Below are 22,554 nucleotides of genomic sequence, written 5' to 3'. Positions count from 1 at the left end.
GGAAACAATCGGTAGCTTCGTCCAATGGAGTGACGGCCTTTCCACGCACGGCCCGCAGGGAGACAGGACCATGGCGACCCAAGCAGATATGACGCATTTCGAACAAGACCTTACCGACCGCGGCTATTCACGCCGTCAACTGGCAAAGGCGGCTGCGTTGCTGGGCGCCGCGACCGCGACGCTGCGCGTGACGGGCGCTGCCGCGCAGCAGGCGGCCAAGCCGGTCGAAGGCGCGGTGCGCATCGGAGCGAACGAATGCTGGACTGGCCCGTTCCCGGTCGCGGCGGAGGCCGCGTACAAGCTGGTCAATGAAGGCAATCGCTACGAGCCCGATAATGAGCATCAGAAATTATTTGCGGCCGTGTCGGCGGTCGAAGGCATCCCGGCCGAATATGTGACTGCCTGGCCCGGATCGTCCGATCCGCTGAGCCGCGTTGCGGTCGCCTATGCCTCACCCACGCGCGGCATCGTCACCGCCGACCCGACCTATGAAGCGATCTGGCGGACGGGCGACTGGCTGGGCGCGAAAGTGACCAAGGTGCCGCTGACCAGCGACTATCGCCATGACGTCAAGGCGATGCTGGCGGCCGATCCGAATGCAGGGGTCTATTATATCTGTTCGCCCAACAACCCGACGGGCACAGTCACCCCGCTGGCCGACATCGAATGGCTGGCCAACAACAAGCCCAAGGATTCGATCCTGGTCGTCGACGAGGCCTATATCCACTGGTTCGACGGACCCAATGCCGCCAAGCTGGCCGCGTCGCGCGACGACGTGCTGGTCCTGCGCACCTTTTCCAAATTGTTCGGCATGGCGGGCATGCGCCTGGGCCTGACCTTTGCGAACCCCGCGCTGATGAAGAAGATGATGCGCTATGATGGCGGTCAGGTGACGGCGATGCTGCCGATGACGGCGGTCGCCGCTGGCACCGTGTCGGTCGCGCAGGCGGACCTGATCAAGGCGCGCCGGGCGGAAATGATCGCCGCGCGTGACAAGGCGGTCAATCACCTCAAATCCAAGGGGATCAAGGTGATCCCGGGCAGCCAGGCCAATATGTTCATGGTGGATTGGGGCAAGCCCGCCAAGGAGATGCAGGCCGCAATCCTGGCGGAAAAGGTGCAGATTGGCCGCAACTGGCCGATCTGGCCCAATGTCTCGCGCGTTTCCGTCGGTTCGATGGAGGAAATGAACGCCTTCAACGCGGCGGTGGACAAGGTTTGGAAGGCCTGAAAGCCAGCGATGCGCTCGCGCAAAATAATATCATGATTGGGCGGCGGCACATTGCGGAAATGTGCCGCCGCTTCGTCTTTCGTCTGTGTGTGCTTCTTGCAGAACGGGGACGGACGATATGACCATGATGCTGAACAAGGATGCCAGGGAAGACCTGATGGAACGCGGCTATTCGCGCCGCCAGATCGCGGAAGTCGCCGCGCTGGTGGGCGCAGGCGTCGCCGCCAGTTCGTTGCTGGGCGGCGCGGCGCAGGCGCAGCAGCAGGCTGCGCGCGGCGTCGCGGGCGCGGTGCGCATCGGTTCCAACGAATGCTGGACCGGTCCTTTCCCCTCGGGCGTCGATGCCGCGGCCAAGGCCGCTGCGCTCGGCAACTGGTATGATCCAGACAATTATCGCGGCGAACTGGTCAAGACCGTCGCGTCGGTAGAGGGCATTCCCGAAGGCCATGTGATGCTCTGGCCCGGATCGGGCGGTCCGCTGGTCAGCACGGTCGCCGCCTTCTGCTCGCCCACCAAGGGGCTGGTGACTGCCGATCCGACGTTTGAGTCGGCCTGGCGCACCGCCGATTACCTCAAGGCCCCCATCGCCAAGGCGCCACAGGCTCCGGGCGCGGGCCATGATGTGAAGGCCATGCTGGCGGCCAATCCGAATGCGGGCCTCTATTATATCTGCACGCCCAACAACCCGACCGGCACCGTGACGCCGCTGGCCGATATTGAATGGCTGCTCGCCAACAAGCCCAAGGATTCGATCCTGCTGGTCGACGAAGCCTATATCCACTTTTCCGAAGCGCCGAGCGCGGCGAAGCTGGTGGCCGGGCGCAAGGACTTGGTGGTCATGCGCACCTTCTCCAAGCTGTTCGGCATGGCGGGCGTGCGCCTGGGCCTGACCTTCGCCGATCCGGAACTGCAAAAGCGGATCAACCTGTTCAATCCGACCGCCGGCGGCCTGTCCATCACCGCCATGGCATGCGGCAACGCGGTCTATCCCGAAGCCGCGCTGATCAAGGCCCGGCGCGAGGAAATGATCGCCAACCGCGAAGAAACCATCGCATGGCTGAAGAGCAAGGGCATCGACGTCCAGTCGGGCAGCCAGGCCAATATGTTCATGATGGACTGGAAAAAGCCCGCCAAGGAAATGCAGGCGGCGATGCTTGCCACGCCCGAAAAGGTGCAGATCGGCCGCAACTGGCCCATCTGGCCGACGGTTTCGCGCATCACGGTGGGTTCGGCCGAAGACATGGCGAAATTCCGCTCCGCCGTCGAAAAGGTCTATACGGCCTGATCTGATTGCCTCGTCCCAAAGCGAAAGGGCGTCTGGATTGCCAGACGCCCTTTTTTGTTGGGAGGCAGGACATGTCCATAGGATACGCTCCCGCTCATCATGTCAGAAATGGCGACACCACGCTCATGATACGCTCGACCGTCGCTTCCTTCTCGCCCACTGGCGCGACATAGTCGATGACCGTTCGGGCCTGCGCCTCCCCCGCGCCACGCGCGATCATCCAGGCGGCAAGATAATGGGCCGCCATGCATCCGCCCGCCGTGGCGATATTAGCGGAGGCATGAAAGGGCGCTTCGATCACCCTTACGCCTGCTGCTTCGACCCGTGGGCGGCTGGTTGCGTCGGTGCAGACCGGCACAGTTTCCAGAAGACCCAGCGTCGCCAGCAACAGCGCGCCTGAACATTGCGCGCCGATCAACTGCCGCAAAGGGTCGAGCCGCAACCGCGCCATCACCGCTTCATCCGCTGCGATCTGTCGTGTCCGCACGCCGCTTCCCACGATAACGGCATCCATGTCCGGCAGTGTATCCAGCCTCATTCCTGCCGATATCATGACGCCATTCATCGACGTGACTGTGGCGTCCGGCGCGCAGATCATCGCATGCCAGCCGGGCACCCGGTTCAGCAACGACAGCGCAACGAAACTGTCCAGTTCGTTGAAACCGTCAAAGCTGAGGATCGCTATCTGCATGGCCGTGCCTCCCGTTCATCGCGGGAGGGGGTAGGCGTCATCGCGCACGTCCGCTCGGGCCGCACCGCCGACAGTGGCCCCTAACCGCCGGCGGGCACGATGCGCCGGCTATAGTCGATGCGGATGCGGACCCAACTGCCCACCATCACCTTGCCATTGACGCGCGGCGGCAGGACCAGGAACTGCCAGGCCGCCAGCCGTACGGCGCGGCCAAAGCCTGAGCCCATGGGGGACTCCCCCATCACCTGACAATTTTCGACATGATAATGGTCGATCGTCTTGCACGCGACCAATCCCCAGCCATTGGCTGGCGCGTCATTGGGCAGATAGGGCGACAGTTCCGCATGGGTCGGCCGCCGATACCATTCCGCCTCGAACAGCTGGACACCCCCCGGCCCCTCGCCCGGCCCCGCCACCGCCGCGCTCTCCCCCTGTCCCGCCGCGCCTTCGCCGGGCGCGCGCTTGGGCATCGTGCCGATGTCGGCCGACGCCATCTGCTCGCGATTGAGCGTCAGGAAAGGGAAAGGAGATGGCGGCTGCTCGGCCGGCTTTTCGACCTCGACCGGCGGGCGGACGACCGGCTCCTCCGCCTTTTGCGGCTCGGCCCTGCTTTTCTCCTTCCGCTCCGCCTTGTCCGCCTTCGCCTCTTCCTTGGCGGCTTTGGGGCCGGCCTCCGTTTCGAACGTGACCGGCAGGCGCGGGTCCATCTTGGGCGGCTGGAAGGATGGCGACAGGGTGAAAAGCGCCAGCAGAAGCAGCAGGTTGAGAACCAGCGCGAATGTCACGCCACCCGCCCGCTGCCGCACCTTGTCCCAGGGAATCGAGGAGATATTCAAGCGTGCGAGCCAAACAGACGATAAGAGACACCGGTCTTGCCCAGACGGCGCGATGGCGTCAACGCCGTCGCGCCGTCCCACCGTCACAAGCCCATGGGTACACCGCTGGGATCTCCCGGTCCGTCGCATGGGGTCGCGCTAGACAGCCAGTCGATCGCATCTCCCTTGGCCAGCATTGGCTCATCCTTTCCGACATCGGCGGCCAGGGTGAAGTCCTGGTCGATCCGCGTCATCTTGTCATCAAACCTGTTGATCTGGGCATTGAGCACCGCCGCCTGCCGGGCGCTGATCTCAGGCTCTATGCTCCGGCTCGACATGACGCTACGCACGATATTGTCCCTGATCGACAGGCCGCGCCAATAGGCAACTCCTCCCAGACTCCGGTTCATCCTGCGACCGACAATGTTCCAGTGCCCCTTTTGCAGCGGAGGCAGACGTAATATCGTAGCATAGCAGCGAAACCGCGGGAAGCCGATCGCATAGGGCGCATCCTGATCCTGCTCTGCCGGGCGCTTGAGCGCGGAGGGCGCATAAAAGCCTGCGCCGTTAAGATAATGCGACCACCCATCGGAGGCGTTGCCGTCCCAGTCCAGTCGCCCCTCGCCGATCAGGCTCAGCACCAGAGCGGCCTTGTCTTCTTCGTAGCGCCACTGAACCTTTGTGGCATCGACCCAATTTGCCTGGTTGCGCCAATAGCTTTGCAACTGTCGGTCCGCTTCATCCTTTGACAAGGACGACAGGGTTGTGCGTAGCGCATAGACACCGTCGCCGCGCAAAATATGGTCCAGCTTGACCTTGCCCGGCTTCTCGATCCCAGCGCGTGCATCGATGTCTAGCACGGCGATGAGTTGGGGTTCACGCGGCGCGCGAGGAACGACTGCCTCCAACCCCGCGCCGGGCGAACGCAGCGGCAGCACCCAACGGAAAAGCGGCGGGGGGATCAGATCGAGGCTGCGATCGCCCAGTCGCGTCCCGTCCAGCCAATAAATCTTTCCTGCGATCGTCGCGCGCACAAGCACATGGTCGAACAGCAAAGGGTTGGGCAGCCGCTGGTCCAGTCCGTCGCCGCCCGCGCTTTGCACCAGCACCGCCTCTGCCTGAACGCCCAGTTCGCGCAACAACGCCAGCAACATCGCAGTTTTGGCCTTGCAATCACCAAAGCGGCGCGCCCAGCTTTCATCGGCGTTCGCCGGCCGGAAATTCCCTCCATTCAAACCGACATAGACATAGCGCAACTGATCCTGAACCAGAATCAGCGCCGCCTTGGCACGTTCGACGGGGTCACTTGTCCGCGACGCGATCGTCGCCGCTTCGCGCCGGACTGGCGAACCGTCCTTCAAGGCGGCTGCCCTATCGAAAAAGCTTGCCATCGTCGCGGAAATATCCTGCCAGTCGGTATAGTCAGAATACTCAATCAGCCGGCGGAGATTGAATCGCGGTGGCGCGCCCTCGGTCGGCACGACGGCTTTGGGATCGCGTAATTCCTGTTGCAGCACCATTTGTCCGCCTTCGGGATGAGGCACCATCTGGCCCAGGTCGGGGGTGGCCCGCCATCGGACGGTCTTTTCTTGAGGCCAGCTTAGCCGCACACGAAACGGTCCCGGGTTGCCCTGTGGAGGCAGCGCGGAAAAGCCGAAATGATGGTCGCCCAGCGTCGGGTCGCGCCCAAGAATGGTGGCCGCAAACTCCAATTCATCCCCTATCCGAAGGCCCGGCGTCTGGAGCGTGGCGGTCAGCATCCCGTGCAGCATTGCAGCTTCCAACTGCGCTTCCTGACGTATCACCATGAAGCGCGATTTTGATAAGACGTTGATAACCTTCCCGTCGCGTATGATCCGTAGATGATGGACGGTGACCGATCCTGCATCCGGGTTCCAACTCGTTGCAATATTGCCTGCCGCAAGGGCGTCTGCGGTCAGAAGCTTGATGCGGTACGCGGTATAGACTTCGTCGCCGCGATCCGTCAGCCGTGTCTGCACGTCCGAATAGATGATCCGGGCCGCGGCACCCGCCGGCGCCGGCGTATCCGTAGGTGATGGCGGCGGCATGACCCACGCCGGCACTTTGCCATATTGCACCTTATCTGCTGCCATGACCGGCACCGCGCTCAATGCCGCGAGTGCCACCACCCCCTTGAAAATCAAGTCTTCTCATCCCCATGACGGGCAGCGACAGAATGACGCGGCCAGATCCCCTTTGCCACCTTTACGGCTAATCGTCGGCAGGTAAAGTTGCACGTGGCGAGCAAGGGTGCCCGAAGCGACCTGCGGCGAAAGCGCTGGCAGCGCGGCGGCTTCTCCGCTAGGTCGCGCGCGATGCTCAACAGGCTCTATCAATGGACGCTGGCCAAGGCCGCGCACCGCCACGCCGAACGCTGGCTGTTTGCCGTCAGCTTCATGGAATCCAGCTTTTTCCCGATCCCGCCGCATCCGCTGCTTGGGCTGATGTGCCTGGCCCGGCCCGAACGGGCGATCCGGTTCGGCCTTATCTGCACCATCGCGTCGGTACTGGGCGGGCTGTTTGGCTACGCGATCGGTTACTTTCTTTACGAAACGATCGGCACCCAGATTCTCGGCGCTCTAGGCCTGACGGAGAAATTCCCGGTCGCGGCCTGCTATTTGCGGGACTATGGGGCGGAGATCATCCTGATCAAGGGCGCGACGCCCATCCCCTTCAAACTGATCACCATCACCGCCGGTTTCATCGGCCTGCCGCTCTTCACCTTCCTCTGGGCCAGCATCCTGAGCCGCGGATTCCAGTTCATGCTGGTCGGCATCCTGTTCTGGAAATTCGGCCGCCCGATCAAGGCATTCATCGAAAAATATCTGGCGCTGCTGTCCGCCGCCTTCCTGCTGCTGATCGTCGGCGGCTTTCTGGCGGTATCGGCCCTGTCGGGTTCGCAAGGCAAAAGCGACCTATGTTCCGGCGCGACCATGGACAAGGTTCGCTGATCGCCATGATCCAAGTCCAGGCCGCCTTTGACCGTCACCCAAAGGTTGCAGCGCTGCTGGCGGGTCTTTTGTCCGCGACTGGATTTGCACCGCTCAACCTCTGGCCTGTAGCGCTGGTCTGCCTGGCGGCGCTCATCGTCCTGATCGGCAAAGCGTCCGATCGCCGCGCTGCCTTCCTCCATGGCTGGCTGTTTGGCGTGGGGCATTTCACCCTTGGCCTCAACTGGATCGCGCACGCCTTCACGTTCCAGGACTCGATGCCGCACTGGTTCGGCTATGGCGCGGTGGTTCTTCTCTCGCTTTATCTCGCGGTTTACCCCGGATTGGCGGTCCTGGCCAATTGGTGGATTGCGCGCCGGTTTGCCCTGCCCCCGCTTGCTTCACTTTTCGTCCTCGCGGCCTGCTGGATCGTCACGGAATATTTGCGCGCGACGCTGTTCACCGGCTTTGCCTGGAACCCGCTTGGCGTCATCCTGCTGCCAACCGGCGCGGCCATCGCGGCAACCGTAATCGGCACCTACGGCCTTGGCGCGCCTGTGATATTGGCCGCAGGCGCGCTGATGTTCGCCGTTCATGGGCAGGCGCGGCTGGCGGGCGTGATCGCCGCGCCGATCGCGCTCATCGCCCTTGTCGGCTGGATCGCCCCTGCTCCGCCAATCCCAGCAGGCGCGCCGCGCATTCGGGTGGTCCAGCCCAATATCGGGCAGGAGGAAAAATATTCGGTCGAGGCCGAATATCGCAACTTCGCCAAACTTCGCGCCTTGTCGGGCGAACCGCGCCCCGCGCCCCGCCTGATCTTCTGGCCCGAAGCCGCCATTCCCGCCTATCTCGACATGGAACCGGATTGGCGCGCGCGGCTCGCGGGCCTGCTGGGACCGGGCGACCTGCTGTTGACCGGCGGGGACAAGGTCTATTTCAAGACGGTTGAGGAGAATGGCGTTCCGGTGAGCAAACTGGCCGGCGCCAACAACAGCGTGTGGATCGTGACGCCGCAGGCGACGATTGCCGGCCGCTATTCCAAGGCGCATCTCGTCCCCTATGGCGAATATCTGCCGATGCGGAACATATTGGAACCCATCGGCCTGTCGCGCCTCGTGCCCGGCGACGCGGATTTCTGGCCCGGCCCCGGCCCGCAGAGCCTTACCCTGCCCGCCGCCCTGGGCCGGCCATCGCTGAAGATGGGGGTCCAGATTTGCTACGAAATCATCTTTTCGGGACAGGTGATCGACCGGGCCAACCGACCTGCCTTCCTATTTAACCCATCCAATGATGCCTGGTTCGGCAGTTGGGGGCCGGTCCAGCATCTAGCCCAGGCCCGATTGCGCGCGCTGGAAGAAGGCATGCCGATCATCCGGTCGACACCCACGGGCGTGTCGGCCATCATCGACGCGCGCGGGCAGATCGTCCGGTCTATCGCCCCAAATCGCGCGGGTTATCTCGATAGCGGCCTGCCGCCGGCGCTTTCGCCCACGCCTTTTGCCCGCTTCGGCAATGTCCTTCCGGCGCTGCTCGCCCTGGGGCTGGCAGCCGCCGCCGTTGCAACCGGACGCCGCAGCCGCTAAGGCACCCGCTGCACATAAAGATTTCTTTATACGCAGACACAGCATCAGACTGGAGCAACCATGCGTTCAAACTACCTCTTCACGTCCGAATCCGTATCGGAAGGCCATCCCGACAAGGTCGCCGACCAGATTTCGGACGCCATCGTCGACCTGTTCCTGTCCAAGGACCCCGAAGCGCGCATCGCCTGCGAAACGCTCACGACGACGCAGCTTGTGGTTCTGGCCGGCGAAATCCGGTGCAAGGGCGTCTATGAAAATGGCGCATGGGCGCCCGGCGCGCAGGAAGAAATTGAACGCACCGTGCGCGAAACGGTGAAGCGCATCGGCTATGAGCAGGACGGTTTCCACTGGAAAACCCTGCGCTTTGAAAATAATCTGCATGCCCAGAGCGCCCATATCGCGCAGGGCGTTGACGCCAGCGGCAACAAGGATGAAGGCGCAGGCGATCAGGGCATCATGTTCGGCTACGCCGCCAATGATACGCCCGACCTGATGCCCGCCACCCTGTATTACAGCCACAAGATTCTGGAAACGATGGCGGCCGACCGCCATTCGAAGGCCGCGCCCTTTCTGGAGCCCGACGCCAAGAGCCAGGTTACATTGCGGTATGAGGGCAGCAAGCCGGTCGCCTGTACCGCCGTCGTGGTGTCGACCCAGCATGCCAAGGGCTATGACCAAGGCGACAAGGAAGCCGAACTCAAGGCCTATGTGAAAGGCGTGGTGGCAAAGGTCATTCCCGCCGATCTGCTTTCGGACGAAACCGTCTACCACATCAACCCGACCGGCAGCTTCGAAATTGGCGGGCCGGATGGCGATGCGGGTCTTACCGGTCGCAAGATCATCGTCGACACCTATGGCGGCGCGTCTCCCCATGGCGGCGGCGCTTTCAGCGGCAAGGACCCGACCAAGGTCGACCGCTCGGCCGCCTATATCACGCGCTATCTCGCCAAGAATGTCGTCGCCGCAGGCCTTGCCCAGCGTTGCACCATCCAGATTGCCTATGCGATCGGCGTCGCCGAACCGCTGTCGCTCTATGTTGACACGCACGGCACCGGCACGGTTGGCGACGACCGGATCGAGGATGCGATCAAGTCGCTCAAGGAACTGGGCGGTCTGACCCCGCGCGGCATCCGCACCCATCTGGGCCTCAACAAGCCCATCTACCAGCCGACCGCTGCTTATGGTCATTTCGGCCGCAAGCCCGAAGGCGACTTCTTTCCCTGGGAGAAGACCGATCTGGTCGACAAGCTCAAGGCCGCTCTGTAACTGGGCGCTCGCCTGAAGGGCAGATAGGAACAAGGCGTGGGAGCAATCCTGCGCCTTTTCCTTATGCGAGCACCAGCGCCACCAGTTCGGCTGAAGAAATGCCCGCCGATCGCAGAAACCCCTGATAATAATCGCACCCCTCGCGCGCCAGCAGGTCCAGTTGCTCCTCGGTCTCCACGCCCTCGGCAATGACCTTGAGCCCCAGCGACTTGGCCATGTGGATGATGCCTCGCACGATGATCCTGTCCCGCGCGGTGCCGGCGATGTCCTGCGCCAGGCCGCTGTCGATCTTCAGATAATCGAGCGGCAGGGATTTCAGATAGGCCAGACTGGAATAGCCCGTGCCAAAATCATCGATCGCGACCGCAAGCCCTTCCTTGCGCAGCGCGCGCAAGAGCGAGGCCGCCGCATCGACGTCGTGGATCAGCCCGCTTTCGGTAATTTCGACGGTCAGCCGCGACCGCGGAAAGCCGCTGCGATCGACCGTTTCGAGCAGGTCGGGCATGAATTGCGGCTGAGCGATATCGGCGGCTGTGACATTGATGGACAGCCGCAGGTCGGACAAGGCGCGCGGCCAGGCCGACGCCTGCCGCAACGCCTCACCCAGGATATGGGCGGACAGCGGCAGCATATAATCGGATCGTTCGGCCGTCGCGAACAATATGCCGGCGCCCAGCGGGCCATAATGGGGGTGGTTCCAGCGCGCCAGCGCCTCCACGCCGCTGATGATCTCCGACCCTACCGGATATTGCGGCTGGAACACGATGCCGATTTCGCCCCGATCCAGCGCCAGGCGCAAGTCAGTTTCCAGCCGGTCGGGATCAACCTGCCGACTCTGTTTTTCCGCCGCCAGGATGCGAATGCCCTCGCCGCCCGCCTGCCGTGCATCGGCCAGCGCCATACCGGCCCGCCGCAGCAGATGCGTCGCATCATCCTCGCCGCGCGCTTGCGCGATACCGCATCGCGCGATCAGGCGAATGAGGTGATCGCCCGCGCTGAACGGTCGCCCGATCGCACCGATTAGCTGGCGCGCCAGAAATGTCGCCCGGTCGCCGCTACCCTGTTCGCCGGCAAGGCCAACGAGAAATTCCGTTCCGGCGATCCGCGCCACCATGGCACCGGGCGCGACATCATCGACCATGCGCTCGATCCGCCGCGCGATCCGGCCTAGCAGCGCGTCGCCCACCACCTGTCCATAGGCCGCATTCATCCGCTCGAACTTGCTGATCGACAGCAGCAGGATCGTGGTCGGCAGCCCTGTCCGACGGTCCAGCCACTCAAGCGCCGCCTGTCGTGATCGCAAGCCGGTCAGATAGTCCCGGCTGCTGCTGTCCCGCTCATGCTGGTCGGAAAGCCATTCGACATCGGCGGCAAGATGCCCCTCCTCCATACGCAGATGGTGAACCAGCCGATCGCCTGGCCGCTCGGGCAATCCGTGCGCCAGCGATGCCGGACGGCCGGTGCGCGCCATCGCCCGCAGCGCCGTCAGCACGCCCGCCCGCTCGGCGCGCGGCAAATGCCGCACCAATGCGGCCGGGGCCAGCATCGGCGCATCCAGCGCCAGATGCCGCGCCAGCGCGTCGCTCAGGCGCAACAGGCCATCGCTGCCCAATTGCCAGTAGAGGGCGTCCCCCCGGCGAATCCGCTGCGCCCGATGGCGCGCGCCCTGCTCTCCACCCAGCCGTTCGACCAGGCGCTGCGCCGACAACAGGACCGCGCGCAGCTCATCGGGGCTGAACGGGGCCAGCAGGAAATGCGTGGCGCCTGCCGCCAGCAGGCCAGGCACCTGTGCTTCCTCGCCCCGGTCGAGCAACACGACCAGCGCCCCGCCGCCCGCTTCCATCGCGGGCACTAGGGGCGCCAGCAATGCGTCGACGTCCCCGGCCCGGCGCAAATCGATGAGCGCAACCTGCGCCTCGCTTCGCAGGAAACGCTGCGGCGCATCGCGGGCGCGGCGCGCGCCGATGCTGCGCCACCCAATCGCCTGCGCTGCCTGCGACAAACCGTCACGGTCGCCCAGCGAAAGGATGAAAAGACTATGCTGTGTCGCCGATGCGGCGTTCCCGCCCACTATCTGTATCTCCCCGACGCCGCGCATCGCGCCGTCCTATCAGCAAGGCGTTACCGACCCGTTTGCGTTGCTGCAACCGGGGCGCTTGCACGGGCCATGGCCATCGCCTAGCTATACCCCATGGCCATCGCCACGTCCTCATCCGCGCCACTGGTTGACGCCTTGGGTCGCCGGATCAGCTATTTGCGGATTTCGGTGACGGATCGCTGCGATTTGCGCTGCCGCTATTGCATGTCCGAACGGATGCAATTCCTGCCAAAGGATCAGGTCCTGAGCCTGGAGGAGATTGCCCTCCTGGCCGATCTCTTCATCGCGCGCGGCATCACGAAAATCCGGCTGACGGGCGGCGAGCCACTGGTCCGGCGCGACATTGGCGAACTGGTGCGGCGGATCGGCCGCCATCTGGGCAAAGGTCTGGATGAACTGACGCTCACCACCAACGCGACCCGGCTGGATATTCACGCGCAGGACCTTTTCGACGCCGGCGTCCGCCGCGTCAATGTCAGCCTGGACAGTCGTGATCCTGCCCGCTTTGCGGACGTGACGCGCGGCGGCGACGTTGGCCGGGTGTTTGCCGGGCTGGACGCCGCGCGCGCGGCCGGCCTTGCCGTCAAGATCAACATGGTGGCGCTCAAAGGCATCAATGACGACGAAATCCTGCCGATGCTGCGCTGGTGCGACAGTCAGGGTCTCGACCTCAGCCTCATCGAAACCATGCCGCTTGGCGACACGGGGGAAGACCGGACCGATCAGTATCTTCCGCTGACGCAAGTTGTGGACGATATCGCGGCTATTCATCCCCTCACGCCCATTGCGCATCGCACCGGCGGCCCATCGCGTTATCATGCGGTGGAGGGGATGCGCGTGCGGCTGGGCCTTATCACCCCCCTCACCCGCAATTTCTGCGCCGATTGCAATCGCATCCGCATGACCTGCGAAGGCAAGATTTTCATGTGCCTGGGGCATGAGGATCATGTCGATTTCAAGGCAGCCCTTCGCGAAGGCGGTCTGGACGCGGTCCAACCGCTTGTCGACCGTGCGCTGCGCCTGAAGCCCGCCGCCCATGATTTTCGCATCGGCGCAAATACGCCCGCCGCCACGCGTCGCCATATGAGCGTGACTGGCGGATGAGCGGCGACATCCGGCGCGCCCTCGTCGCGTCTCCAACCCCGGCGGCCCGAGCGGCAGAAGAGAGGCTGCGCGCCGTTTACGACTTTGCCCCGATCGAGGCGGCGGACATGGTGGTGGCGCTGGGCGGCGATGGCTTCATGCTACAGACCCTGCATGCGATGCTGGAGGCGCGGCGGATCCTGCCGATATTCGGCATGAACCTTGGCACTGTCGGCTTCCTGATGAACGAATGGCGGCTCGACGGCCTCGACCAGCGGCTTGCCAAGGCCAAGAGTTTCAAGGTCAATCCGCTGCGCATGACGGTGGACACGGTCGATGGCGAGCAGTTCTCTATTCCCGCCATCAATGAAGTGTCGCTGCTGCGCGAAACCCGCCAGACCGCGAAACTGGAAGTGGAAGTCAATGGCCGGATCGTCCTGCCCGAACTGGTGTGCGACGGGGTGCTGGTCGCGACCCCGGCCGGTTCGACCGCCTATAATCTGTCGGCGCATGGCCCCATTTTGCCGCTGGGATCGGCGCTGGTAGCGCTGACACCGATCAGCCCTTTTCGCCCGCGACGCTGGCGTGGCGCGATTCTGCCGGAAGCGACGCGAATCCGCTTTGCCGTCCTCAATCCCGTCAAGCGCCCGGTGAGCGCCGTCGCCGACCAGCGGGAAGTGCGCGATGTGGCGCAGGTGGAAGTCCGTATCGACCGGACGACGCCGCTCACCCTGCTGTTCGATCCCGAACACACGCTTGATGACCGGATCGCCGCGGAACAGTTCATCGCCTGACGCGCCCGACCAGGATATTTCGACAATTTGACGCTTGCCATTGCCGGAAAGGCGCTGCTATAGGCGCGGCCTGCCCAGCGAAAGCCGGGTTGCTCCCCGATAGCTCAGCGGTAGAGCATTCGACTGTTAATCGAATGGCCGTAGGTTCGAATCCTACTCGGGGAGCCACTTTCCACTCCACATTTGCGATGATACGCCGCTAGCAGCCATGATGTGGCAGGACTATGGCGCTCCTCACAAGGAGTGTCAGATGCCCGATTCCCCCGCTATCCAGATTGCAGATGTCCTGGACGCCGCCCGGCTATTGGATGGCATCGCGGTGCGCACGCCGCTGATCGAAAATCAGATACTCAACGAGCGCATCGGCGGTCGGGTCCTCATCAAGTTTGAGGGCGCGCAGCATACCGGATCGTTCAAATTCCGCGGCGCCTATAATCGCCTCGCGCGCCTGTTGCCATCCGAAAGAGCCGCGGGCGTCGTGGCCTGGTCCTCGGGCAATCATGCGCAGGGCGTCGCATGCGCCGCGCGCATGCTCGGCATGCCGGCCACGATCGTCATGCCCGCCGACGCGCCCGCGATCAAGGCCGCCAATACCCGCGCACTTGGCGCTCGGATTATTCCCTATGACCGGCTGACCGAAAGCCGGGAGGAGATCGCCACCCGCCTCGCCCGCGACAGCGGCGCCACCCTCCTCCCCTCTTTTGACGACCCGCACGTCATGGCGGGCCAAGGCACGGTCGGGCTGGAAATACTCGAACAGGCAAAGCAAGCACGCGCCAATGTCGAGCAGATCCTGGTATGTTGCGGCGGTGGCGGGCTGATCTCCGGCATCGCCACGGCGGTCAAGACCTTGCGACCCGACGTCGCGATCTACAGCGTCGAACCCGACGGCTATGACGACACCGCCCGATCCCTGGCCAGCGGCGTGCGGGAGCGGGCGATGCTGGACACAACATCCATCTGCGACGCCCTTTTGGCCCCCAGTCCGGGCGTCCTCACCTTTCCCATCAACCATGCATGGCTGGCGGGTGGCCTGGCGGTCAGCGATGCGGAGGTACGGGCCGCAATGCGCTTTGCCTTCTCGACGCTCAAGTTCGTGGCGGAACCGGGCGGCGCAGTGGCACTGGCGGCATTGCTGGCAGGCAAGGCCCCGTCTTGCCCGGGCGACCGGGTCGTGGTCATTTCCGGCGCCAATGTCGATCCGGACCTGTTTGCCGCCGTCATCAGCGGAACCGATTGAACCGGGCGCAAACTTTCGCCACGCCACCCCTTGCCAAGCGAGACGCCCCGCTGCATAGGCGCGGCCTGCCCAGCGAAAGCCGGGCCGCTCCCCGATAGCTCAGCGGTAGAGCATTCGACTGTTAATCGAATGGCCGTAGGTTCGAATCCTACTCGGGGAGCCAGTTTTCACCCGTATCGATCGACAAAAAGAAACGCGCAGAACCGGGATGGCTCCGCGCGCTTCACGTCATGCCGGGAAGAACTCGGATCAGCGCGCGGCGAACTGCCGCCCCCGGCTGGATACGGCCCAGCGCTGCGGCGTGGCGCCGGGCGCGGTTTCGCGCACGAAACACTGACCACGCTGCGAACGGATCATGCGACACGCGGTCATCGCGTCGTCGCGATTGGCAAAGCCGCTCACCGCCAACCGATGATAGAGGCGTCCGCCCACTTTCGCCTGGCTGGTGAGAACGGGAAAGGCGCTGAGCGCGCTGTTGCGTCCGGCCATCGCCGTCCATTTTTCCCGTGCGATCGCGGCGCTGTCATAGGCGCCGAGTTGCACGACCCAATTGCTGGCGTTCGATACCGGCTTGATGAAAGCGGCCTTCTGCACGCGCGGGGCTGGCTGCCGGGCGACCGCTTGCTGTGCCGCAACGACGGCCTTGGATTTCGCCGGCGCGGAATTGCGATCCTCCACGATGAAGTCACGCGCGGCCACGCGCCTGATCGGGGCAGCGGCCACCATTGGCTTGGGAACAGGCTGGGTTTCAGGCGCAGCATCGGCAAAGGCGACCGGCGCAACCTCCGGTGCCGGCTGAACGACAGCTTCCGGCGCGGCGGCGGCCAGGGCGACGGGATCGGCGGCAGGCCCAGCGGGAGCGACAGGGGCGAGCGCCAACATTGCGGGCTGCCCGGCATCCGCCTGATCCATCGTCACGCCCATCAGCGCGGCTACGCGCTGCGGGGCCAGCGCGGGTGCGGCCAGCTGCGCCCATTCCGTCACGCGCTTGTTGGCGTCGGCGGGGTCCAGGTCCATGCCCACGACCAGTCGCGCATCTTTCCAGCGGCCGGCCAAGGCATAGGCATAGGCCAGGTTCTGCCGCGTGCGCGCAGTTGCCGAAGGATCGTGGATTGCCTGCGACAGGATGCGCACGCCACCATCCGCGTCACCCGCCATCGCCATGGCAAGGCCATAATCAGACGCCGGGATCGTGTCCGCATGCCCAGCCAGCAGGCTGCGCGAGGCGTCCGCGCGACCCTGCGCCACCTGCACCAGCGCGAGACTGACGATCGTGCGGGCGTCGCTGCTGCCCAAAGCCAGGGCGTCGGACAAAGCCGTTTCCGCCGACGCGAAACGCCCGGCCAGAACATAGGCGCGGCCCAGCAATTGACGATAATCGCCATTTTGCGGCGCCAGCTGCACAGCAGCCTCGGCCGCTTTCACCGCATCGCCGGCGTCGCGATCATCCAGCGCCCTGGTCGCTTTCGCGGCCAGCTTGGCCGCATCGCCCTTGGGTTGGGAGATCGACGCGCGAGGGTGGAACGCCGCCCCCGTGCAACCGACCATGGTGGTGGCGACGATCAGCGAGGATATCGCCGCCTTTCCGAACGTCGTGCGCTTCATCATCTTATCCACCCTTCGTCATCATGCGCCGCGCGTGCGGCAACTGTTCGGCCAGCCGGTCGATTTCCGGCAGAGTCATCAGGAATTCGTCGAGCGCCTGCGTCAGCATCTGCTGCGCGGACCGTCCGGTCACCGCGCTGGCGAGGCGGAGTTTGAGATGCCGGTCCGCGTCAAGCCGCAGCGTGAAGGCGGCCTTTCGTCCCTGCGCCACGGCGCGGAGCGGGTCCGCGCGCTTGGCCGTTTTCTTGCCCACCGGCCTTACCGCCTCAGGCGCGGCATTGATCCGCTCGGCCAGTTCCTCGCGTTCGGTGACGACCGGCGGCACGGGCGCATCCAGCGTCGCCCCCATCGGAGTGAGGCCGATCGCGACTGGCTGCTCCATGGGCTGGGGCGCGGGTTCGACATCGAACCCCATGTCGTTCCACCCCAGATCATCCTGCTGCAACGCATTCGCCTGACCATGGCCAAAGCCGAGCATCGGACGGCGCATCGCCGGCTGCGCCGCGCCCTTGCGGGCAAGCAGGCCGGACGTCAGCGACGCGAGGGGTTTGGGTTCGCCCATATGCCTGTGCCTCCCTTACTGGCTCACGCGACGGCCAAAACCGCCGCCGGCCGGGCGCGCGGCAACGGTGCCCACGCTGCCATGGGGCACGGAAAAGACCGTGCGCCGAAAATTCTTTTCCAGCCGGTCGGACACATAGGCCCACAGCGTTTCCACCTCTCCGGCGGAACGCCCGCGCGGGTCCACCTCCATGACCGTGCGCCCGTCGATCATCGACGCGGCGAAATCGGTGCGATGATGCAGCGTCACCGGCGCAACCGTACCATGTTGTGACAGGGCGACGGCCGCTTCCGACGTGATCCGCGCTTTGGGCGTGGCGGCATTGACGACAAAGATCAGCGGTTTGCCCGCCCGCTCGCACAGGTCAACCGTCGCGCCCACGGCGCGCAGGTCATGCGGGCTGGGTCGGGTCGGCACGACAATCAGCTCGGCGACGGAAATGACGCTCTGGATCGCCATGGTGATGGCAGGCGGCGTGTCGATGACGGCCAGCTTGAAGCCCTGCTGGCGCAAGATTTCGAGGTCCGCGGCCAGGCGTGCGACCGTGGTCTGGGCAAAGGCGGGAAATTCGGCCTCGCGCTCGTTCCACCAATCGGCAAGCGATCCCTGTGGATCAATGTCGATCAGGACGACTGGGCCAGCGCCCGCGCGCTGGGCCTGCACCGCCAGATGCCCGGACAGCGTCGTCTTGCCAGAACCGCCTTTCTGCGATGCCAATGCCAGAATCCGCACGCACTTCCCCCGAAGAAATTCCCGTTCCGGATGGAAATGCCACGATCGCATCTAAGATTTGGTTAACCGCGCGAAGACAGTCTGAATGGACGCTCGCTTGTGCTAACAGCCTCTTAACCTCGTTCGGGCTACAAGCGCCCGACAGTGAATGGGCAGGGATTATGACACGGATGCACATCATGAGGCACGGGATCGGGACCATCGCGCTGGCGGCAATGCTGGGCATCAGCGCGCCGGCGCTGGCCGATGTGAAGGCGGGCGTCGATGCCTGGCAGCAGGGCGACTATGCGCGCGCAATCAACGAATGGCGGCCGCTGGCGGACGCTGGCGATCCCGATGCGCAGTTCAACCTGGGTCAGGCCTATAAGCTTGGGCGGGGCGTGCAGGCTGACCTGAAGGTAGCGCTCGACTGGTATCGCAAGGCGGCGGCGCAGGGCCATTTGCGCGCCGAAGACAATATGGGCCTGCTGATGTTCCAGCAGGGGGACCGCACCAATGCCCTGCCCTATCTGCAACGCGCCGCGATGCGGGGCGAGCCGCGCGCGCAATATATTGTAGGCACGGCGCTGTTCAACGGCGACCTGATCGCCAAGGATTGGGTGCGCGCCTATGCGTTGATGAGCCGTGCGTCGGCGTCTGGCCTGACGCAGGCGACGACCAGCCTGACGCAGATGGACAAATATATTCCAGAGGATCAGCGCAGGCAGGGCCTGGCCATGGCGGTCAGCATCGAAAAGGGCAAAGGCGACGTGATGGCAAGCGCGCCTGCTGCGCCTACCCGCCCCGCGCCGTCAGCCGTGCGCGCGACAGAGATTCCAGCGTCGACGCCTGCCCCTGTCGCCAAGGCAAAACCCGTTCAACAGGCGGCTGCCACGCCGCAGCCCAAGGCTGAGCCGAAACCGCAGCCCCGCCCCGCCCCTGCGCCGGCCGCGGCGGGCGACTGGCGCGTCCAACTTGGCGCGTTCGGCCAAGAGGGCAGCGCGCGGGCGCTATGGGGTCGGCTGACGGCCAAGGTTGGCGGCCTGTCCGCCTATCAGCCCTATCTGGTCCGCGTCGGCAATGTGACGCGGCTCCAGGCCGGGCCGATCGCCAGCAGCGGCGACGCGGAAAAACTGTGCGGCCGGATCAAGGCTGCGGGTTCGGATTGTTTCGCGACAAAGAAGTAACCTCGCGTCCCGCCGCTTGCTCCAGCATCCAGTCCCGAAACTGCGCGACGGGTGGCCGGGACAAGGCCTCGGGTGGATAGACCAGATAATAGGCCTGCTCGCTCGACAGCGGGCGGGCGAAAGGGATGACCAACGTTCCCGCTTCCAGTTCCGGGCGGATCAGGAAGCTCGGGATCAGCGCAACCCCGGCCCCGGCCGCCGATGCCTGCGCCAGCATCAGAAAATGCTCGAAGGTCGGACCGGGCGACATGGTAGCGGCATCGACGCCGGCCGCCGCCAGCCAGCGGAGCCAGGCGTCTCTTCGGGACGTCTGACTGAGCAACGGCACTTTGAGCAGGTCCGCGGGCGTTCGTAGCGGATGATCGGCAAGCCAGGCCGGCGCGCACACGGGAACCGCCTCTTCGCGAAACAGCAGGTCCATCTTCACCCCCGGCCAGTCCGCCGCGACGCCGAAATGGACAGCTGCATCGAAATCCTCATGCGTAAAATCGAAGGGTTGCGAGCGCGCGGCAAAGTCGATCACCAGCCCCGGATGACGGGCTGTTAGCTGGGGCAGACGCGGCGCGAGCCAGCGCATGCCGAAGCTGGGCAATGTCGCGATCCGCAGCCCGGTCTGCGGCGCGCGGGCCGCTGCGCGCGCTGTGGCCTGGCGGATTCGATCGAGTGCAGGAAGCAGCGCGTCGGCATAGGCGCGCCCGGCCTCGTTCAGCCGCACGCGGCGACCGATCCGGTCGAACAGCGGCGTTTGCAGCATCGCTTCCAGCTGCGCGATCTGACGGCTGACCGCGCTTTGCGTCAGCCCGATATCCTCTCCCGCCCGCGAAAAGCCACCATGGCGCACGGCCGCCTCGAACGCCGTCAAAGCACTCATCGGCGGCAACCATTTGCGCGGCTCATTCATTACCTAAACTCATCAGCACATGACAGGACACCATTTGTCCCTGGCATCATATCCTGCGACAATCCGTCTGTCATGCTGGAGCATTTATATGTTTAATGAGAATATGAGCAGCATAGAGCGGCTGGTGATCGGCGCCCTGGGCGAAACCGACGGGCGTCACACGCTCGACATGCTGGACATTGCCCCTGCTCTGCTGGCGGAAAGCGGTAAGGACGTGTCGCGCGGCGCTTTTGCGATGGCGATGAATGTTGCACTGTTCCACGACCTGATGGCCCGCGTGCCCAGTGGGGAGGCCTATGTCCGCGACGCGCTGGCCGGCGGTCGCCGGATCGTCTTCGACCATGGCGCATTGCGGACCATACGCTTTCCTAATGGGCCTACCGGTGAACTGCCCGGCGGTGAAGATGCCTTCACCCGCATCTTCCTGCCCTTGGGCTATGAAATGGCGGCCATCTATCCGCTCGATCGGCTGAAGATGACGGGGCGCGCCTATCGCCACATCGACCATCCCGATGCGATCCCGCAATTCTTCCTCTCCGAACTTCATGTCGACCGTTTCGACCCGGAATTTGAGCAAGCCGCCCAGCGCGTGTTCGGCACGTCACGCGACCCGCTGGACAATGCGGCCAAGGCCGTCCTCGATCGTTTCGCAGCTGGTGAAGCTGTCGCCTTTGATGTCGCGCTGGCCGCGCTGCCCACCATCGTCGCCGCCTTCGACCGTCAGCATGCGCCCCCAAGCTTCGCCGATTATCGGTTGCTGCTATCGCATTCCAACGAAGCCGCCTGGATCGCGACCGAGGGTAACGCCTTCAACCACGCGACCGACCGGGTGCCCGATGTCGCAGCCCTCGCCCAGCGACTGAAGGACGAAGACCGGCCGATGAAGGAGCGACTGGAAATCTCGGCAAGCGGCCGGGTGCGCCAGACGGCCTTCCGTGCCGACAGCGTCATGCGCCCCTTCGCCGACGGAGATATGCGGCAGGTTTCGGGGTCCTTCTTCGAGTTCATCAGCCGGGACATCGACCCTGAAATGGGGCTGATCGATCTGGCCTTCGACACCGGTAATGCGACCGGCATCTTCGCCATGACAAGCGCGCGGGACAGCGCACAGGAAGGGACGACCCGTTGACCGATATGCTGCAATCCTTCGACCCTGCTTCGCGTGAACTTGTCTGGGAAGGACCAGTGGCGCGTCCTGCCGATTGCGAACGCGCCATTGCCGCAGCCCGCAGCGCCCTGCCAGCTTGGCGGGCACTGCCCGTGGAGGAGCGGATCGCGGTCGTGCGGCGCTATGCCGGCATATTGGGCGATCGGCGATCGGACCTGGCGCAGCTCATCTCGCGGGAAACCGGCAAGCTGCTCTGGGAAAGCGACGCCGAAGTCGGGTCGATGATCGCCAAGGTCGAAGTGTCGGTCAAGGCGCATGCCGAGCGGACGGGCGAGCGCGCCGCCGACATGCCCTTTGGCCGCGCGGTCCTGCGGCATCGCGGCCATGGCGTGATGGCCGTGCTTGGCCCCTATAATTTCCCCGGCCACCTGCCCAATGGGCATATCGTTCCCGCGCTGATCGCGGGCAATGCCGTGGTGTTCAAGCCATCGGAAATCACCCCTGCGACGGGCGCGGCCATGGCCGACGCCTGGGCAGCGGCGGGCCTGCCAGATGGGTTGTTGAACGTGGTGCAAGGCGGCCGCGCTACCGGCGAAGCGCTGGTGGCGGGCGATATTGACGGCCTGCTGTTTACCGGGTCGGCCGGCGCGGGCGCGGCGCTGCGGCGGGCCTTGGTCGATCGACCGCACGTCATCATGGCGCTGGAACTGGGCGGCAACAATCCGCTGATCGCCTGGGACAGCCCGGAAAAGGCCGCGTCGATCATCGTCAATTCCGCCTTCATCACCACCGGTCAGCGCTGCTCCTGCGCACGCCGCCTGATCGTGCCCGAAGGCGCGGTCGGCGACGCCATCGTGGAGGCCACGGCCGCCCTGGCCTCGCAACTGCCGATTGCGGCGTGGAATGAAGCGGGCGAGGCCTTCATGGGTCCGCTGGTGTCGGATCAGGCCGCGGCCAGCGCACATCGCGCGGTCAGCGACCTGATCGCCCGTGGCGCCCGGGTCATTGCGCCATTCGAGGGCGTGGACGATCGCAGCGCGGCCTTCGTGACGCCCGCCATGCTGGATATGACCAGCGTCGACGCGCCAGACGCGGAGATTTTCGCGCCGGTCCTCTCCATCATGCGCGTGCCCGATTTTGACACGGCGATGGCCACCGCCAACGCAACCAGTTTCGGGCTTTCCGCCGGCCTTATCTCTCAGGACGAAAGTCTATGGCAGCGCGTGGTGGAAGAAAGCCGCGCCGGCGTCGTCAATCGCAACCGCCCGACGACTGGCGCTGCGGGCAATATGCCCTTTGGCGGCCTGGGCGCATCGGGCAACCACCGCCCCAGCGCCTATTATGCCGCCGACTATTGCGCCTATCCGATCGCCAGTTTCGAGGCGGATGGCGTCAGCGCGGTTCCGGTTAACGGGTTGAACAGCTAAACGGCTTAGGGCAACG

Annotated in this window: 19 protein-coding genes and 2 tRNA genes; 13 read left to right on the top strand and 8 right to left on the bottom strand. The window is 64.7% G+C overall.

What is annotated here, in order from left to right; all coding sequences use genetic code 11:
* Window positions 1-70: 70 nt before the first annotated feature.
* Together SAB01S_RS06505 and SAB01S_RS06500 are read left to right on the top strand one after the other, a co-directional pair.
* A complete protein-coding gene (locus SAB01S_RS06505) occupies window positions 71-1,231 on the top strand; it encodes a pyridoxal phosphate-dependent aminotransferase (protein ID WP_062732266.1) in 1,161 nt (386 codons plus the stop codon).
* A gap of 118 nt (window positions 1,232-1,349) precedes the next feature.
* On the top strand, window positions 1,350-2,516 hold the full coding sequence (locus tag SAB01S_RS06500; RefSeq protein WP_021225245.1) for a pyridoxal phosphate-dependent aminotransferase: 1,167 nt from the start codon (window positions 1,350-1,352) through the stop codon (window positions 2,514-2,516).
* Window positions 2,517-2,613: 97 nt separating this feature from the next.
* Here SAB01S_RS06500 and SAB01S_RS06495 read toward each other — a convergent pair whose 3' ends face one another.
* The 3 genes from SAB01S_RS06495 to SAB01S_RS06485 form a co-directional block, all read right to left on the bottom strand.
* Window positions 2,614-3,207 carry a DJ-1/PfpI family protein gene (locus tag SAB01S_RS06495; protein ID WP_062732265.1) on the bottom strand — a complete coding sequence of 198 codons (594 nt, stop codon included), beginning with the start codon at window positions 3,205-3,207 and terminating at the stop codon, window positions 2,614-2,616.
* Between the two features lie 80 nt (window positions 3,208-3,287).
* On the bottom strand, window positions 3,288-4,043 hold the full coding sequence (locus SAB01S_RS06490; RefSeq protein WP_062732264.1) for a hypothetical protein: 756 nt from the start codon (window positions 4,041-4,043) through the stop codon (window positions 3,288-3,290).
* 83 nt (window positions 4,044-4,126) lie between these two features.
* A complete protein-coding gene (locus SAB01S_RS06485; RefSeq protein ID WP_245646419.1) occupies window positions 4,127-6,187 on the bottom strand; it encodes a DUF3857 domain-containing protein in 2,061 nt (686 codons plus the stop codon).
* A gap of 171 nt (window positions 6,188-6,358) precedes the next feature.
* Between SAB01S_RS06485 and SAB01S_RS06480 the strand changes: the two genes are divergently transcribed.
* Genes SAB01S_RS06480 through metK form a run of 3 tightly spaced genes read left to right on the top strand, consistent with a single transcriptional unit; the run spans window position 6,359 to window position 9,822 of the window.
* On the top strand, window positions 6,359-6,994 hold the full coding sequence (locus SAB01S_RS06480; RefSeq protein ID WP_062732263.1) for a YqaA family protein: 636 nt from the start codon (window positions 6,359-6,361) through the stop codon (window positions 6,992-6,994).
* A gap of 5 nt (window positions 6,995-6,999) precedes the next feature.
* Window positions 7,000-8,556, top strand: coding sequence for an apolipoprotein N-acyltransferase (gene lnt, locus SAB01S_RS06475; protein WP_062732372.1), 1,557 nt, complete (start codon window positions 7,000-7,002; stop codon window positions 8,554-8,556).
* 60 nt (window positions 8,557-8,616) lie between these two features.
* Complete coding sequence (gene metK, locus SAB01S_RS06470; protein ID WP_062732262.1) at window positions 8,617-9,822, top strand: methionine adenosyltransferase; 1,206 nt, start codon at window positions 8,617-8,619, stop codon at window positions 9,820-9,822.
* A 61-nt stretch (window positions 9,823-9,883) separates the two neighbouring features.
* On the opposite strand, the gene SAB01S_RS06465 is transcribed toward metK, so the two are convergent.
* A complete protein-coding gene (locus tag SAB01S_RS06465; RefSeq protein ID WP_062732261.1) occupies window positions 9,884-11,920 on the bottom strand; it encodes a putative bifunctional diguanylate cyclase/phosphodiesterase in 2,037 nt (678 codons plus the stop codon).
* A gap of 93 nt (window positions 11,921-12,013) precedes the next feature.
* Here SAB01S_RS06465 and moaA point away from each other — a divergent pair, with 93 nt between their 5' ends.
* The 5 genes from moaA (at window position 12,014) to SAB01S_RS06440 (ending at window position 15,200) form a co-directional block, all read left to right on the top strand.
* Entirely contained in the window at window positions 12,014-13,024 is a 1,011-nt protein-coding gene (moaA, locus tag SAB01S_RS06460) for a GTP 3',8-cyclase MoaA (protein WP_062732260.1), read from the top strand.
* The gene (locus SAB01S_RS06455; RefSeq protein WP_062732259.1) at window positions 13,021-13,797 is read left to right on the top strand and encodes an NAD kinase; all 777 of its coding nucleotides are present in this window, start codon (window positions 13,021-13,023) and stop codon (window positions 13,795-13,797) included. Before moaA ends, SAB01S_RS06455 begins: the two co-directional genes overlap by 4 nt.
* Before the next feature lie 93 nt (window positions 13,798-13,890).
* Window positions 13,891-13,965: transfer RNA gene (locus tag SAB01S_RS06450), tRNA-Asn, on the top strand.
* 82 nt (window positions 13,966-14,047) lie between these two features.
* Window positions 14,048-15,037 carry a threonine ammonia-lyase gene (locus tag SAB01S_RS06445; protein ID WP_062732371.1) on the top strand — a complete coding sequence of 330 codons (990 nt, stop codon included), beginning with the start codon at window positions 14,048-14,050 and terminating at the stop codon, window positions 15,035-15,037.
* A gap of 88 nt (window positions 15,038-15,125) precedes the next feature.
* Window positions 15,126-15,200: transfer RNA gene (locus tag SAB01S_RS06440), tRNA-Asn, on the top strand.
* Between the two features lie 86 nt (window positions 15,201-15,286).
* Here SAB01S_RS06440 and SAB01S_RS06435 read toward each other — a convergent pair.
* Genes SAB01S_RS06435 through SAB01S_RS06425 form a run of 3 tightly spaced genes read right to left on the bottom strand, consistent with a single transcriptional unit; the run spans window position 15,287 to window position 17,936 of the window.
* Window positions 15,287-16,642 carry an SPOR domain-containing protein gene (locus SAB01S_RS06435; RefSeq protein WP_062732370.1) on the bottom strand — a complete coding sequence of 452 codons (1,356 nt, stop codon included), beginning with the start codon at window positions 16,640-16,642 and terminating at the stop codon, window positions 15,287-15,289.
* A gap of 4 nt (window positions 16,643-16,646) precedes the next feature.
* Window positions 16,647-17,204 (bottom strand): hypothetical protein, encoded by a 558-nt coding sequence (locus SAB01S_RS06430; protein WP_062732258.1) that lies wholly within the window; start codon window positions 17,202-17,204, stop codon window positions 16,647-16,649.
* Window positions 17,205-17,219: 15 nt separating this feature from the next.
* Complete coding sequence (locus SAB01S_RS06425) at window positions 17,220-17,936, bottom strand: AAA family ATPase (RefSeq protein WP_062732257.1); 717 nt, start codon at window positions 17,934-17,936, stop codon at window positions 17,220-17,222.
* A 170-nt stretch (window positions 17,937-18,106) separates the two neighbouring features.
* Between SAB01S_RS06425 and SAB01S_RS06420 the strand changes: the two genes are divergently transcribed.
* Entirely contained in the window at window positions 18,107-19,102 is a 996-nt protein-coding gene (locus SAB01S_RS06420) for an SPOR domain-containing protein (protein ID WP_083951195.1), read from the top strand.
* Here SAB01S_RS06420 and gcvA read toward each other — a convergent pair.
* Window positions 19,062-20,003 (bottom strand): transcriptional regulator GcvA, encoded by a 942-nt coding sequence (gcvA, locus tag SAB01S_RS06415; protein WP_062732256.1) that lies wholly within the window; start codon window positions 20,001-20,003, stop codon window positions 19,062-19,064. The two genes, SAB01S_RS06420 and gcvA, sit on opposite strands and share 41 nt — an antisense overlap.
* Window positions 20,004-20,091: 88 nt before the next feature.
* Here gcvA and SAB01S_RS06410 point away from each other — a divergent pair, with 88 nt between their 5' ends.
* Entirely contained in the window at window positions 20,092-21,132 is a 1,041-nt protein-coding gene (locus tag SAB01S_RS06410; RefSeq protein ID WP_062732255.1) for a 2-oxoadipate dioxygenase/decarboxylase family protein, read from the top strand.
* 5 nt (window positions 21,133-21,137) lie between these two features.
* The gene (gene astD / locus SAB01S_RS06405; protein WP_062732254.1) at window positions 21,138-22,538 is read left to right on the top strand and encodes a succinylglutamate-semialdehyde dehydrogenase; all 1,401 of its coding nucleotides are present in this window, start codon (window positions 21,138-21,140) and stop codon (window positions 22,536-22,538) included.
* Window positions 22,539-22,554 lie beyond the last annotated feature (16 nt).

It is taken from the genome of Sphingobium abikonense NBRC 16140 (genome assembly GCF_001598335.1).
Classification (GTDB): domain Bacteria; phylum Pseudomonadota; class Alphaproteobacteria; order Sphingomonadales; family Sphingomonadaceae; genus Sphingobium; species Sphingobium abikonense.
This window is presented reverse-complemented; position numbering and strand designations above follow the sequence as displayed.